Annotated in this window: 12 protein-coding genes; 6 read left to right on the top strand and 6 right to left on the bottom strand. The window is 67.2% G+C overall.

Features of this window, described 5'->3' with window-relative positions:
• Position 1: 1 nt before the first annotated feature.
• The 5 genes from ABTZ43_RS05325 to ABTZ43_RS05305 all read right to left on the bottom strand — a co-directional run bounded on the left by ABTZ43_RS05325 (position 2) and on the right by ABTZ43_RS05305 (position 6,478).
• Entirely contained in the window at positions 2-736 is a 735-nt protein-coding gene (locus tag ABTZ43_RS05325) for an alpha/beta fold hydrolase (RefSeq protein WP_350538077.1), read from the bottom strand.
• 62 nt (positions 737-798) lie between these two features.
• Positions 799-2,508 carry an ABC transporter family substrate-binding protein gene (locus ABTZ43_RS05320; protein WP_056418230.1) on the bottom strand — a complete coding sequence of 570 codons (1,710 nt, stop codon included), beginning with the start codon at positions 2,506-2,508 and terminating at the stop codon, positions 799-801.
• 118 nt (positions 2,509-2,626) lie between these two features.
• Complete coding sequence (locus ABTZ43_RS05315) at positions 2,627-4,570, bottom strand: ABC transporter ATP-binding protein (RefSeq protein WP_056418227.1); 1,944 nt, start codon at positions 4,568-4,570, stop codon at positions 2,627-2,629.
• A complete protein-coding gene (locus ABTZ43_RS05310; protein ID WP_082068963.1) occupies positions 4,567-5,493 on the bottom strand; it encodes an ABC transporter permease in 927 nt (308 codons plus the stop codon). Before ABTZ43_RS05310 ends, ABTZ43_RS05315 begins: the two co-directional genes overlap by 4 nt.
• 1 nt (position 5,494) lies before the next feature.
• Entirely contained in the window at positions 5,495-6,478 is a 984-nt protein-coding gene (locus ABTZ43_RS05305; protein WP_350538076.1) for an ABC transporter permease, read from the bottom strand.
• A gap of 240 nt (positions 6,479-6,718) precedes the next feature.
• Between ABTZ43_RS05305 and lepA the strand changes: the two genes are divergently transcribed.
• From lepA to hemW, 3 genes are all read left to right on the top strand, one after another.
• Positions 6,719-8,587, top strand: a complete 1,869-nt coding sequence (lepA, locus tag ABTZ43_RS05300) for a translation elongation factor 4 (RefSeq protein WP_149422849.1) — start codon at positions 6,719-6,721, stop codon at positions 8,585-8,587.
• 72 nt (positions 8,588-8,659) lie between these two features.
• Entirely contained in the window at positions 8,660-9,313 is a 654-nt protein-coding gene (locus ABTZ43_RS05295) for a DUF1990 domain-containing protein (protein ID WP_045254603.1), read from the top strand.
• A gap of 16 nt (positions 9,314-9,329) precedes the next feature.
• Positions 9,330-10,547, top strand: coding sequence for a radical SAM family heme chaperone HemW (gene hemW, locus ABTZ43_RS05290; RefSeq protein ID WP_314095060.1), 1,218 nt, complete (start codon positions 9,330-9,332; stop codon positions 10,545-10,547).
• 16 nt (positions 10,548-10,563) lie between these two features.
• On the opposite strand, the gene ABTZ43_RS05285 is transcribed toward hemW, so the two are convergent.
• Positions 10,564-11,979, bottom strand: coding sequence for a carboxylesterase/lipase family protein (locus ABTZ43_RS05285; RefSeq protein WP_350538075.1), 1,416 nt, complete (start codon positions 11,977-11,979; stop codon positions 10,564-10,566).
• Between the two features lie 91 nt (positions 11,980-12,070).
• On the opposite strand from ABTZ43_RS05285, the gene hrcA reads away from it, so the two are divergent.
• From hrcA to ABTZ43_RS05270, 3 genes are read left to right on the top strand one after another with little or no spacing between them, the layout of a single operon-like run.
• Entirely contained in the window at positions 12,071-13,102 is a 1,032-nt protein-coding gene (gene hrcA, locus ABTZ43_RS05280; protein WP_350538074.1) for a heat-inducible transcriptional repressor HrcA, read from the top strand.
• Between the two features lie 39 nt (positions 13,103-13,141).
• Positions 13,142-14,257, top strand: coding sequence for a molecular chaperone DnaJ (gene dnaJ, locus ABTZ43_RS05275; protein WP_314095057.1), 1,116 nt, complete (start codon positions 13,142-13,144; stop codon positions 14,255-14,257).
• Between the two features lie 11 nt (positions 14,258-14,268).
• Positions 14,269-14,997, top strand: coding sequence for a 16S rRNA (uracil(1498)-N(3))-methyltransferase (locus ABTZ43_RS05270; RefSeq protein WP_149422853.1), 729 nt, complete (start codon positions 14,269-14,271; stop codon positions 14,995-14,997).
• Positions 14,998-15,114 lie beyond the last annotated feature (117 nt).

The raw sequence follows: 15,114 nt of genomic DNA, 5'->3' as shown, positions 1-15,114 counted from the left end.
CTCAGCGATGATCGCCGGCATCCCTCTCGATGGTCGCGATGGCCAGACGCAGCACGGCGTTGAAGATCTGCGGCCGCATCGCGGTGACCAGGTGAGTGGTGCGGGGGACGACGATGAGATCGGCATGCGGCGCGAGACGGCGGAACAGCGCCTCATTGACCCGCAGCTGATCCCACTGTCCGTTGACGAACCACAGCGGCACATCGATCCTGGACACCGCGGTCGCGAGATCGAGAGCGGCGAGGGTGCGCAGCGCCGTGTCCTGGGTGTCGAGGGCGTAGCCGCCCGCAGCGAAGTCGGAGCGCGTCTCCTCGGGGATGGTCGCCTCGAGGATGCGCGCGGTGATCCACATGCCCCGGTCAGGCAGTCTGTCGACGGCGCGGGCGATCGCGCGGTAGGCCGCCAGCCCCGCGCCGCGGGGGAGTGACGTGCACGACGCGGCGATCAGACCCGCGACACGGGGAGCATCGGCACCTCCGACGTAGGCCAGGCAGAGCAGACCGCCCATCGAATGACCGACCAGGAGCACGGGCCCGCGGGTCGCGGCATCGCGCACCGCGACATCGATCGTGTGCAGTGCTTCATGGAGGGTGAAGTCCTCGGCCATCCGCGAGCCGTGCCCGGGCAGATCCACCGCGACGGCGGGGATGCCCTGCTCGCGGAGAAAGGCGAGCTGCGAGCGCCACATGGTCGCGGACGTGCGGATGCCGTGCACGAGGACGATCTGGACGCTCACGCGTTCAGCATAGAGAAAGCGGGGCCGGTGGATGACCACCGACCCCGCTTCGTAGAGAGGAGTTACTTCTCCCAGCCGACGTTCTCGACCGGAGACACTCCGAAGAGGTCCAGTCCGACGTAGGGCTCGGGGGTCAGGTTGGCGAGGCCGTCCTTGACCGTGGAGATCGAGGGACCGTTGTAGAGCGGGATGACGCCCCAGGTCTCCTTGATGATCTCCGGCTCGAGCTTCATCGTCGCGGCGGTCCAGTCCTCGGCCGTCGTCTGCGACTCGACCTGGTCCTTGATCTTCTCGTCGATCTCGGCGGTGCCGGTTCCGGACAGGTTCAGGCTGCTGTCGGAGCAGTAGAGCTGGCAGAAGTACAGCGGTCCGAACGGGTCGGAGTCGGTGAACCGCAGCGAGAATCCGTCCCAGTTCTTCGTGCTGAAGTCGGTCGAGAAGTCCGCGGGTGCGCGCTTCTCGATCTGCAGGTCGATGCCGATGGCCTTCTCCTGCTGCTGCAGCGCCTTGGCGAGGGCCTCGATCGTCGGGTCATCGCTGTGAACCGGGTAGACGATCTCGAGCTTGACACCATCCTTCTCGCGGATGCCGTCTGAGCCCTCGGTCCAGCCGGCGTCGTCCAGCAGCTTCTTGGCGGCGTCGACGTCGAACTTCAGGCCGGCCTCGGAGAACGAGTCCTTGTATCCGTCCTGGAAGTCGTACATGTTCAGCGAGCCGGCGGGAGCTTCCTCGTAGTCGAGGCCGTTCCACGCGATCTGCTTCTGCTGGTCGATGTCGATCGCCATGAAGAACGCCTGGCGTACGGCGATGTCCTTCAGCTGCGGCTTCTCGGCGTCCAGGATGATGATCGTCTTGGCGGTCTGCTGCGAACGGTAGGTCGTGACGTCCTTCATGTCGGCGACCTGTGCCAGGCGATCCTTCGTGTTGGTGCCGACCATGTCGATCTCGCCGTTCTTGAAGGCGTTGATCGAGGCGGAGGCGTCGAGGCCCGTGAAGGTCACCTTGTCGAGCAGCGGTGCGTTGCCCCACCACTTCTCGTTCGGCTCGAAGGTGACGGTCTGGCCGTTGATGTCGAAGTCGGTCAGCTTGTACGGACCGGCGCCCCACTCGGGGTGCGCGTTCTCGATGTACGCCGTGTTGAAGACCTCCGGCGAGTCGACCGCCGGGTTCAGGATGCCGGTGAGGAACGGCATGCTCGGCCAGGCGAACTCGCCCTTGAACGTCACGATGACGTCCTTGTCGGTCTCGCCGGGCTCGACCGATTCGATCTCCTTGTAGCCGTCGGTCGCGCTGGCCTCGTAGGCCTCGTCTTCGCCGCTGTTCGCCTTCCAGGTGGCTGCGAACGCGGTGTAGTCGATCGGCGTGCCGTCGTTCCAGACAGCCTTCTCGTTGACCTTCATCGTGATGACGGTCTTGCCGTCCTTCTCGCTGATGTCCCAGTCGTCGAGGTATGCCGGGTTCGCCGAGACTTCGCCCTCGGGCGACATCAGGAACACCTGCGGGTTGTACCACTGGGCGAGGCGCGTCGTGTCAGCGCTGGCGTTGCCGTTGAACGGGTTCATCTGCGGAGTGATCTCGTTGATGCCGAAGTGGACCTCGCCTCCTTCCTTCAGGTTCTCGCGGGGCTGCGGGTTGTAATCCGCAGACTTGGTCTCCTGGGGCTCGTTGCCGCCATCGGTTCCGCTCGTGCCGCCTGCTGCACATCCGCTGATCGCGAGTGCCAGGGCGCCGCTGAGAGCGATAACGCCCATCAGCTTCGTGGTGCCTTTCATGGTGCTCCTTTCGCCTTTCGGCGTAGTCATAGATGGGAGATTAGTTCGCTTTCGCCCGAAAGGCTCGGGTGCACGAGTGAATATCCCGTAACCGTTATCGGACAGTGACCGGGGCAGCTCAGGAGACGAGCGGTCGGGTCGACATCGTCTCCGCATCGAAGACCACGCGCTGACGACTGCGCTCGATGTCGGGGTCCGGGACGGGGATCGCCGACAGCAGCGCTTGCGTGTAGGGGTGCTGGGGGTTGTCGAACACGTCGTCGACATCGCCGTGCTCGACGAACTCGCCGAGGTACATGACAGCGACGCGGTCGGCGATGTGACGGACCACCGAGAGGTCGTGTGCGACGAACAGGTACGACAGGCCGAGCTTGACCTTCAGCTCATCGAGGAGGTTGATGACGCCGGCCTGGATGGAGACGTCGAGCGCGGATACCGGCTCGTCGAGGACGACGATCTTCGGATTCGTCGAGAGTGCACGGGCGATGCCGATGCGCTGTCGCTGTCCGCCGGAGAACGCTCCGGGGAACCGGTCGAGGTGCGCCGGGTTCAGCCCCACGAGGTCCATCAGCTCCTGGACTCGACGGTGAGCGTCTTCTCGCTTGACACCGATGGCGATCATCGGCTCGGCGATGATCGCGCTCACGGTCATACGCGGGTCGAGGGCGCCCATCGGGTCCTGGAAGACGATCTGGATATCGCGCCTCAGCGCTCGCTCCTGCTTGCCGCTCGTGATCGATCCGACGCTGGTGCCGGCCACGATGATGTCGCCGTCGTCCTGCTTGGCGAAGTCCATGATCTGCAGCAGCGTCGTGGTCTTGCCCGACCCGGACTCACCGACGATGGCCATCGTCTCGCCCTCGCGAACATCGAAGGTGAGGCCCTTGACCGCGTGCACCTCGCCGACCTTGCGCTTGAAGATGGCGCCCTTCATCAGCGAGAAGGTCTTGTTGAGATTGCGGACCTCGAGGGTCACCGGTCGCTGCTCGCGCGGAGTGCGCGTCAGGTCGCTCTCGGGGATCACCGGAATGGGGAACACCGGCAGACCGCCGATCAGACCGCCGTCCTCGATCTCGTTCGCACGGATGCATGCGGCGCTGTGCGCGGCATCCGTTCCGGTGGTGACGGGCAGCAGCTCGGGCTCCCGCGTGCGGCACGCGTCCATGACGATGGGGCACCGGTCGGCGAACGGACAGGCGTCCGGCAGATCGATGAGCAACGGCGGGTTGCCCTTGATCGGGACGAGGGGCTGCTTCTCCGACTTGTCGACGCGGGGGATCGCGCCGAGGAGTCCGATCGAGTACGGCATCCGGGTGCGGTGGAACAGCTCCCGCGCCTCGGCGTGCTCGACGGGTTTGCCGGCGTACATCACGATGACATCGTCGGCGGTGCGCGCGACCACACCCATGTCGTGGGTGATCATGATCACCGCGGCACCCGTCTCGCCCTGCGCCTTCTCGATCAGATCGAGGATCTGCGCCTGGATCGTGACGTCGAGAGCGGTCGTCGGCTCGTCGCAGATGATCAGCTTCGGGTTGTTCGCCATCGCGATCGCGATCACGACGCGCTGACGCATACCGCCCGAGAATTCGTGCGGGAAGGACTTCATCCGCTTCTCCGGCTCGGGAATCCCGACCAGGGTGAGCAGTTCGACGGATCGATCCCAGGACTCGCGCTTCGAGAGGTTGCGGTGCACCGTGAGCGCCTCGATCAGCTGGTCGCCGATCGTGAACACCGGGGTGAGCGAGGTGAGCGGATCCTGGAACACCATCGTCATGCCGTTGCCGCGGATCATCGACATCTGCTTGTCGCTCTTGCCGAGCAGCTCCTGGCCGTCGAAGACGATCGAGCCGGTGACCTTCGCGTTGTCGTCGAGCAGGCCCATGATCGCCAGGGACGTGACCGACTTGCCCGATCCGGACTCGCCCACGATGCCGAGCGTCTTGCCCGCCTCGAGGTCGAAGGAGACGCCGCGCACGGCGTCGACGCGACCCGCTTCGGAGGGGAAGCTGACGCTCAGGTCTCGGACGGAAAGGACTGTGGTTGCAGAGTAGGTGCTCATGCGCGGCCTCCTGCCGCAGAGGTGGGATCGAGCGCGTCGCGCAGTCCATCAGCCACGAGCGCCATCGAGACGGTGAGCATGACGAGGGCGATGGCGGGGAAGTAGAACAGCCACGGCGCGCTGGTGATGCTGTTGGCGCCGCTGCCGATGAGCGAGCCGAGTGACACGTCGGGGATCTTGACGCCGAAGCCGATGAACGACAGTCCGGTCTCGGTCATGACGGCCGCCACGACTCCGAGGGTGAAGTTGATGACGAGCAGCGATCCGATGTTCGGGATGAGGTGTCGCATGACGATCCTCATTCCGCGCACACCCATGTATCGGGCGGCCTCCACGTACTCCCTCTCACGAAGGGAGAGCGCCATGGTCCAGATCACCCTGGCCTGGAAGAACCAGCCGATGAAGATGAGCGCGAGCGCGATGACCCGCCAGTCGCCGCCGGCGGTGTTCGACACCAGCGCGAGGATCAGGAAGGTCGGGATCACCATGAGGAAGTGGATGAGGAGCAGGGTCCAACGCTCGACGCGTCCGCCGAAGTAGGCCGCAGCCGTGCCGACGATGGCCGAGAGGACTGTCGTGCCGACCGACACCGTGACGGCGATCATGAGTGAGCGCTGCAGCCCGATCGACGCCTGAGCGAACAGGTCGTTGCCGGCCGGAGTCGTGCCGAACCAGTGCTCGGCCGACGGCGGGGTGCCGAGGTTCAGGAAGTCGAGGTAGATGTGGTCGTACTTGGCGACCAGAGGCCCGATGATCGAGAAGAGCACGAGGGCGATGAAGACGAAGACTCCGAAGACCGCTGGCCTGTTCCGCATGAAGCGGCGGTAGTAGAGGTTGAAGGTCGACATCCGTTTGCGCTGGACAGCGGCCGGCACCTGAGGCTCATCCGGGTGCAGCGTGGGGTCGATCATTTCCGTGGTCATGTCAGCTCACTCTCACTCGCGGATCGAGGGCGACGACGGCGATGTCCGCGAGGATCGCGCCGATGGCGGTGAGCACGGCACCGAAGGCCGCGACGGCGACCACACCGTGCACGTCGTTCTTGCTGATCGTGTCGATGAAGTACTTGCCCATGCCGTTCCAGCCGAAGATCGACTCCGTGAGGATCGCGCCGGTGAAGACGGTGGGGATCGTGAAGGCGAGCTGTGTGGCCACCGGGATGAGCGAGGGACGGAGTGCGTGCTTGCGGATCGCCTGCTGCTTGGTCAGACCCTTCGCGCGTGCGGTGCGCACATAGTCGGCCTTGATGTTGTCCAGCAGGAGCGAGCGCTGCAGCAGGTGGTAGTTCGCGTAGCCCGTGAAGACGAGCGCGATGGTCGGCAGCGTCAGATGCTGCAGCTTGTCGAGGAGGTAGGGGAAGAAGCCCTCGACCCCCTTGCTGCCCGCGCCCGTCACGAAGAAGACGCGCACACCCACCCACTCATTGAAGGCGATGGCGAGCAGCACGATGCCGAGCGCCGCGACGACGATCGGGATGTTCATCGTGACGATGGACGTGGCCTGACCGATGCGGTCACCCAGCTTGTACTGGCGCGAGGCGGTGTAGACGCCGAGTCCGATACCGAGCACCGCTCCGAGGATGGTGGCGCCGATCACGAGCTCTGCGGACACCCACATGCGGTAGGCGATCTGGTCGTTCACCGACTGACCGACGGGGCTCTGGCCCCAGTCCCAGCGGAAGATGATGCCGCTGAACCAGGTCCACCATCGCTCGACCAGCGGGACGGTGTCGCTCAGATTGAACGGCTCCAGCATCCGGGTGATCTCGTCGGGACTGAGCGGGGGGCGTCGTCCGACGTAATTGCTCCGGGGATCCAGGAAGCTCCACGCCAGGAAGTAGGTGACGTTGGTCGCAATCACGATCATGAGCAACCAGCCGACCGCTCGACGCAACAGATACTTGATCAAGGTGATGATTCTTTCTCTTGTTCAGACGCGCTCGGGATCTGCCGACGCAACGCTGAGTCGAAGAGACAGTCAATCACCATCTGCCGATCTGCGCGACGCGACGCCTTCACCTTGTCTGTGACGGAGTCCTACCGCTCACGGGATCCGGTGTCACGGATGGCCCCCGGGCAACCTCGGAAGACTAACACCGGATCTGGTGAATCGGGCATTAGCCTCGCCTCACCGTAGAATCGACGGGACATGTCACCACGCGCTCTCACTCCGCTTCAGCCTGCCGCGACGCCCGCGAAGCAGATCCGCAACTTCTGCATCATCGCCCACATCGACCACGGCAAGTCGACCCTCGCCGACCGCATGCTCCAGATCACCGGCGTGGTCTCGGATCGCGACATGCGCGCCCAGTACCTGGACCGCATGGACATCGAGCGCGAGCGCGGCATCACCATCAAGAGCCAGGCGGTGCGGATGCCGTGGGCCCTTCGTGACGGACAGGGACCGGAGGAGGTGTTCGCCCTCAACATGATCGACACCCCCGGCCACGTCGACTTCACCTATGAGGTGTCGCGTTCTCTCGCCGCCTGCGAGGGCGCGATCCTGCTCGTCGACGCGGCACAGGGCATCGAGGCCCAGACGCTGGCGAACCTGTACCTGGCGCTCGAGAACGATCTGCACATCATCCCGGTGCTGAACAAGATCGACCTGCCCGCGGCCGATCCGGACAAGTACGCCAAGGAACTCGCCTCCCTCATCGGCGGCAAGCCCGAAGACGTCCTGCGTGTGTCCGGCAAGACCGGCGTGGGCGTCGAGGAGCTCCTCGACCGCCTCGTGCGGGACATCCCGGCCCCGGTCGGCGACGCCGACGCGCCGGCGCGCGCGATGATCTTCGACTCCGTGTACGACGCGTACCGCGGTGTCGTCACCTACGTCCGCATGATCGACGGCGGCCTGTCTCCGCGCGAGCGCATCCAGATGATGTCCACGGGCGCGACTCACGAGGCGCTCGAGGTCGGTGTGTCGAGCCCGGAGCCCGTGCCCACGAAGGGGCTCGGTGTCGGCGAGGTCGGCTATCTCATCACGGGAGTGAAGGACGTGCGCCTCTCGAAGGTCGGAGACACGATCACGACGGCGCGCAAGCCCGCGACCGAGGCTCTCCCCGGCTACACCGACCCCAAGCCGATGGTGTTCTCGGGTGTCTACCCGATCGACGGCAGCGACTACGCCGACCTCCGTGAGGCGCTCGACAAGCTCAAGCTGTCCGATGCGTCCCTGCAGTACGAGCCGGAGACGTCCGTGGCCCTCGGGTTCGGCTTCCGCTGCGGATTCCTCGGTCTGCTGCACCTCGAGATCATCACCGAGCGCCTGGAGCGCGAGTTCGGCCTCGACCTCATCACCACGGCGCCCAGTGTGATCTACGAAGTGCTCACCTCGGACACGGGCGAGACCGTGACGGTCACGAATCCGAGCGAGTACCCGGACGGGCGCATCGGCTCCGTGTCCGAGCCCATGGTGAAGACCGCCATCCTGCTTCCGAAGGACTACGTCGGAACCGTCATGGAGCTGTGCCAGACACGCCGCGGCGCGCTGCTGGGCATGGAGTACTTCTCCGAGGAGCGGGTCGAGCTGCGCTACATGATGCCGCTCGGAGAGATCGTCTTCGACTTCTTCGACCAGCTCAAGTCCAAGACCCAGGGCTACGCCTCGCTCGACTACGAGCCCGCCGGACAGCAGGAAGCGGACCTCGTGAAGGTCGACATCCTGCTGCAGGGCGACAAGGTCGACGCGTTCAGCTCGATCGTCCACCGAGACAAGGCCTATGCCTACGGCACGCTCATGACGGAGCGACTGCGCAAGCTCATCCCTCGCCAGAACTTCGAGGTGCCGATCCAGGCCGCCATCGGCGCCAGGATCATCGCCCGCGAGACGATCAGGGCGCTGCGCAAGGACGTGCTCGCCAAGTGCTACGGCGGTGACATCAGCCGCAAGCGGAAGCTCCTCGAGAAGCAGAAGGAGGGCAAGAAGCGCATGAAGATGGTCGGCCGCGTCGAGGTCCCGCAGGAGGCGTTCATCGCGGCGCTCTCCGGCGACGTCGAGGGCAAGGACAAGAAGTAGTGGGCTCGCGCGTCGGGCGGGGCTCGGCGCGTGAGGGTGATCGTCCAGACAACGACAAGTAGGCTGGTTCTCATGCGGCGCGGGACTTTCCGAGACGACACGGTGGACTATGCGGCCGTGGGTGCGACCCACGCGCCCGATCTGATGCAGTACCCGCCGGAGCGCAGCCTCCCGGCGGAGAACTCGTGGCGGATCGGGAGCGGCTTCGAGCGGTTCCAGTCCGCGGGCGAGTCGCTTCTCACGTGGACCGCGCAGCGGGCATCCGGACTGAAAGTCGACGATGTGCGGCCGGCACCGGGTCCGGCGTACGCCGGCGTGAGCTTCGACGCGGAGGGCACCCCGATCGCGCCGAGCAAGAACGACGTCGAACAGCGCTTCGATGCCGAGGGCACGCCGTTCGCCGGCCCGGGCATGACCCTGAAGCTGCACGGACGGGTCGCGGGCATGCGCGCGGATGCCGAGCTGCGCGTCATCTCGGTCACCGAGGAGAAGCGCCGCATCGGCTTCGTGCTGGGCACGGTCGGCGGTTCCGTCGTGCGCGGTGAGGAGTCCTTCGACATCGACTGGCGCGAGGACAACGACGAGGTCTGGTTCTCGGTGCGCGCCTTCGATGCGCCGAACTCCCTGCTCTACCGCCTCGTGCCTCCGCTGGTGAAGCGTCGCCGCCGAGAGCTCTTCTCCCGCTACCTGCGGGCCATCTCGCCGCTCTACGCGACTCCGGTCTGATGGCCGTGCGTCACTGATGGCCGGTCCTCTGCCGCTCGGAGACCCGGCCCCGACCGACGGGCACCTGCCGTCGGATCTCTCCGTCGACCCCGCAGTGCCCTTCTCGGCATACCTGCACGTGCCGTTCTGCCGTGTCCGGTGCGGCTACTGCGACTTCAACACGTACACGTCGAGCGAGCTCCGCGGAGCGAAGCAGGAGGACTACGCCACGACGCTGATCGGCGAGATCGACCTCGCACGACGGGTGCTCGCCGATGCCGGTGCCCTCCGTGCGATGGACACGGTGTTCTTCGGCGGAGGCACGCCCACGCTGCTCCCGCCCGGCGACCTCGCGCGGATGCTCGATGCGGCGACGGACGCCTTCGGGCTGGTGGACGGGGCCGAGGTCACCGTCGAGGCGAATCCCGACACGGTGACGCCGCAGGTGGCGCGCACGCTGGCGGATGCAGGAGTCACGCGCCTCTCCATCGGCATGCAGTCGGCCGTGCCGCACGTGCTGGCGGCGCTGGACCGGACGCACCACCCCGACAACGTCACGACGGCCGTCGCCGCGGCGAAGGAGGCGGGGCTCGCGGTGAGCGTCGACCTCATCTACGGCGCTCCGGGGGAGACGCTCGGCGACTGGGAGGCCTCGCTCGATGCGGCGCTCGCGCTGGACTCCGATCACGTCTCCGCCTACGCGCTGATCATCGAGGATGGCACCAAGCTCGCCCGTCAGATCCGCCGCGGCGAGGTGCCCGCCCCCGACGACGACCTGCAGGCCGACATGTACGAGCTGGCCGACGCCCGTCTCGCCGCCGCCGGTTTCGACTGGTACGAGGTGAGCAACTGGTCGCGGTCCGAGCAGCAGCGGTCCCGGCACAACCTCGCCTACTGGCGGGGCAACGACTGGTGGGGTTTCGGGCCCGGTGCGCACAGCCACGTCGCTGGTCTGCGCTGGTGGAACGTCAAGCATCCCGCCGCCTACGCCCAGCGGCTCGCCGCCGCCGAGTCGCCCGCCGCGGGCACGGAGCGGCCGGACGAGGCGTCGCGCACCCTGGAGCGGGTCCTGCTGCTGAGCCGCATCCGTGAAGGGATCGCGATCGCCGACCTGCCCGCGGAGCGTCGCACGCGCGTCGCCGGGCTGATCGCCGACGGTCTCGTCGACCCCGGCGCGGCGGTGCGGGGCAGGGTGCAGCTCACCCTTCGCGGACGCCTGCTCGCCGATGCGGTCGTGCGCGAGCTCACCGACTGATACTGCCGGCGGACCGCTATGGCAGCATGTCGAGGGCGTCCGTCCGGCGCTGCGTGACGGTGGAGCTCTCGGTGTCGAACAGGCGCGTGGTCCTCTCCGTGCCGAACTCCGGCCACCCGGGGTTGCCGGTCTTGATGAATGAGATCCATGCTCTGTGCATCTCGTCCGCGAGTCTCTGCGGGGCATCCTGTCCGGCGAGCCGCTGCGCCTCGGGGTCGCCGAGGCGATCGAACACGAAGCCGAGCTCCAGGGCGTGCGCCGCACGCAGGTCGCGGACTCGACTCTGCCATGCGAACTCGTAGACGAACGTGGGTGCGTGACGCGCCAGCGCCAGTCGGGTCAGCGGCGCGCGGAGCATGATGTCGGTGGCGAGCTGACCGAAGATCTCGCCGGTGGAGGCACCGGGGAAGGTCGATCGATAGGCCGCGACCGCTTTTCGCGGGATCCGCAGAGCGAGTCGTGCGAGCAAGAGCTTCGCCTCGCTGATTCCCGCCAGCGCAGCCGGAGGGAACCAGAGTCGGTATTCATCGGTGTTGCTTCCGATGAGCAGGGGCAGGTCCGTGTCGGCGAGCACCTCGTGGGGCGAGCGAGGCAGCGACTCGGCGTCCACGGCGAACTGGAATCCGGGCGCTCCACCCAGCGGAGAGGAGCCGGAGGACTGCTGCCGTCGCGCATGGAGCAGCTTCGCGGGAGATGCTCCGAGGAAGCTCGCGCGGTCGGCCCTGATGCCGAGCCGCTTCGCCAGCTGCGCCGTGACGCGCCCGGCCTTCTTCGCGGTCTGCGCCTCGAGTGGTCCGGATTCGATGATCGCCCGCGCGATCAGCTCCCGCGACGAGGCGACGGCGAGCAGACCGGCGACAATGGCGCCGCCGGCGGATTCGCCCATGACGGTGATCTGCGAGGGATCGCCGCCGAACGACGCGATCTCCTCGTGCACCCAGGCGAGTCCCGCGGCGGCGTCCTGGAGTCCCAGGTTCCGGGGAGCCCCCGTGAGCACCGAGAAGCCCTCGGATCCCAGGCGGTAGTTGATCGAGGCGAACACGATGCCCGCCCGAGCGAACCCGGATCCGTCGTACAGGGGGAGTGCGGCGGTGCCGCGCTCGAGTGCGCCACCGTGGATCCAGAGGACGACCGGTGCACCGTCCGCATCGTCCGGAGCCCAGATGTTGACCGAGAGGATCTCGTCTCCGGGGATCTCGACCGAACCGAGCAGATCGCCGATGGCGCCGGGGTACGGATGCTGAGGAGAGGTCGGTCCGAAACTCGCGGCGTCGCGGACGCCCTCCCATGCGGGAGTCGACCGAGGAGCCCGGAAGCGGTTCGGCCCGAACGGGGCGGCGGCGTACGGGATTCCGAGGTATCGATGCACCCCGTCGACAACCTCGCCGCGCACGATTCCGGCGGACACGGTGACCTGCGGCGCGACACTCATACCCGTCATCGTAGGGCGATCAGCGCGTTGTCCACCTCGACCGGTAGAATTGGCACTCGAAGTCAGTGAGTGCCAGAGGGAGGGAGTCGTGATGGTCAGTGAAAGAGGCCTCCAGGTTCTCCGCGCGATCGTGCAGGACTACGTCGAGACGCACGAGCCCGTCGGCAGTCGGTCTATCGTCGACCGCTACTCGTTCGGGGTCTCGGCGGCGACGATCCGCAACGACATGGCTCTGCTCGAAGACGAAGAGCTGATCACCGCCCCGCACACCTCGTCGGGGCGTGTGCCCACCGACAAGGGCTACCGCGTCTTCGTCGACCACCTCGCGCAGTTGCGTCCTCTCACTGTCGCGCAGCGCACCGCGATCGAGTCCTTCCTCACGGCTCCGTCCGATCTCGACGACCTCATGGTGCGCACCGTCCGCGTGCTCACCCAGCTCACCGGACAGGTCGCTCTCGCACAGTACCCGTCGTTCGCTCGCGCACGACTGACGCACATCGAGCTCGTGGCGCTGGCCCCCAATCGTCTGCTCATCGTGCTGGTCACCGACGCCGGGGGAGTGTCGCAGCGCATGGCTCCGCTGCCGGTCGACGTTGACGAGACCGACATGGCGCTGCTGCGCGCGCGGCTGTCGGCGCTGATCACCCAGCGCGCGGTGAGCGACGCCGCCGATCGGCTGCAGGCGCTGCTCGCCGCGGACGAGCATTCCGACGACGTCGCGTTGCGAGCTCTCGCGGCGATCATCATCGAAGAGCTCGGCGCATTCCGGCAGGAACGACTGGTCATAACGGGGGCCGCGACACTCGCCCGGCGCGAGCAGGACTTCCGCGGCAGCATCCATCCGCTCCTCGAGGCGATCGAGGAGCAGGTGACCCTGCTGCGGCTGATGAGCGAGATGGAAGCCGACTCCCACGGTCTCGCGGCCAGCATCGGCACTGAGAACGCATCATTCGGTCTGGGCGAGGCGTCGATCGTCGCGAGCAACTACGCCGCGCCCAGCGGCATGGCGCGGGTCGGCGTGATGGGGCCCACCCGCATGGACTATCCGAGCAACCTGGCGGCAGCGCGGGCCGTGGCCCGCTATCTGTCGCGGATGCTCGACGAAGACGAGGCGTCCCGCTGACGCGGGCGCTCATAGAACGACACACCTGGAAGGGCCAACGTGGCAGACCACTATGAGGTATTGGGCGTCTCCCGCGACGCCTCCACCGACGAGATCAAGAAGGCGTATCGACGCCTCGCCCGTCAGCTTCACCCCGACGTGAACCCCGGCGACGACGCGGCCGAGAAGTTCAAGCTCGTCACGCACGCGTACGACGTGCTGAGCGACGACGACTCCCGCCGTCGGTACGACATGGGCGGTGGAGACGGAGCAGCCGGGAACTTCAGCGGTTTCGGCGGTTTCGGCGACATCTTCGAGACGTTCTTCGGCGCCGGTCAGGGCGGCGGACGCGGAGCACGTCCGCGGTCACGACGGGAGCGCGGACAGGATGCACTCGTTCGCGTCACTCTCGACCTGGGCGACGTGGTCTTCGGCGCCCACCGGGACATCGAGGTCGACACGGCCGTGCTCTGCGAGACGTGCAACGGATCGTGCTGCCAGGAGGGCACCTCGCCGGTCACCTGCGACATCTGCGGCGGATCCGGACACGTGCAGCGACAGGTGCGCAGCCTGCTCGGCAACGTCGTCACCTCTCAGCCCTGCGGCACCTGCGAGGGCTACGGAACGACGATTCCGTACCCCTGCGGCACGTGCGGGGGACAGGGACGCGTGCGCTCCCGCCGCACCGTCTCGCTGGACATCCCCGCCGGTGTGGAGACCGGACTGCGTCTGCAGCTGCCCGGCTCCGGAGAGGTCGGCAAGGCGGGCGGCCCGCACGGCGACCTGTACGTCGAGGTCACGGTCAACCCGCACCCGTCCTTCAGCCGCGACGGCGATGACCTGCTCGCGACCCTCGAGGTGTCGATGCCGGATGCCGTGCTCGGCACCGAGACGACGATCCAGGGACTCGACGGAGAGGTCGAGCTGGAGATCCGGTCCGGCGTGCAGTCCGGCGACGTGCTGACGATCAAGGGGCGTGGCATCACGCCCCTGCGCGGCACTCAGCGCGGTGACCTGAGGGTGGGGGTGCAGGTGGTCACGCCTACGAAGCTCGATTCGGCGCAGCGCGCGCTCATCGAGGACTTCGCCAAGAAGACCAAGGCTCCGGGACCCCAGCTGGCGCAGTTCCAGCAGGGCCTGTTCTCGAAGCTCCGCGACCGCTTCCGTACGCACTGATCGGGGCACCGATGGCTCTGCACTTCCTGCTCGCGTCCGCCTCCGACGCCGCGGTCGGCGACGTCGTGACGCTCACGGGAGGCGAGGCCAAGCACGCCGCTGTCGTCCGCCGACTCCGCATCGGCGAGTCCGTGACGATCGGCGACGGGGCGGGAGTCTGGCTCACCGGCGTCGCCGAGCAGGTCTCGCCGTCATCGGTCGACGTCCGTGTGTCGTCTCGCTCCGAAGAGCCTGCGCCGCGGCCCCGGATCGTTCTGGTGCAGGCTCTGGCGAAGGGCGATCGCGACGAGCTCGCCGTGCAGGCCGCGTGCGAGCTCGGCGTCGACGAGATCGTGCCGTGGCAGGCGGGCCGCAGCGTCTCGCGGTGGGACGGGCCGAAGGCCGTGAAGGGACGCGAGCGCTGGGCGACCATCGTCCGTGAGGCGGCGAAGCAGGCGCACCGCTCCTGGGTTCCGGAGGTCTCGACTCCCGTGACGACGGCCGAACTCGCCGTTCGCGCCTCGACGCAACGGATGCTTCTGCTCGATCCGGGTGCGCCGACGCGCCTGTCGGACCTCGAGCCCGACGACCGTGACCTCGTGCTGGTGGTCGGTCCCGAGGGCGGTATCGCCGACGACGAGCTCGCTCGACTCTCGGATGCCGGCGCGGAGCGGATGCTGCTGGGGCGGACGGTGCTGCGCACCTCGACCGCCGGTCCGGCCGCGATCGCGGTGCTCTCGGTCGCACTCGGCCGCTGGTGACGCGGGCATAGCCGGACGAGAGTATGAGCAGAAGAGTGTGAACGCGAGAGGGTGCGCATCCGATGGATGCGGCCCCACGAGCGGCTGTTAGGGAAAGCGCGGGGGCACGGGCCGGGC

Source organism: Microbacterium sp. NPDC097977 (assembly GCF_040302605.1).
In the GTDB taxonomy this organism is placed as follows: Bacteria; Actinomycetota; Actinomycetes; order Actinomycetales; family Microbacteriaceae; genus Microbacterium.
The sequence above is the reverse complement of the archived record's forward strand: the minus strand, read 5'-3'. Positions and strand labels throughout refer to the sequence as shown.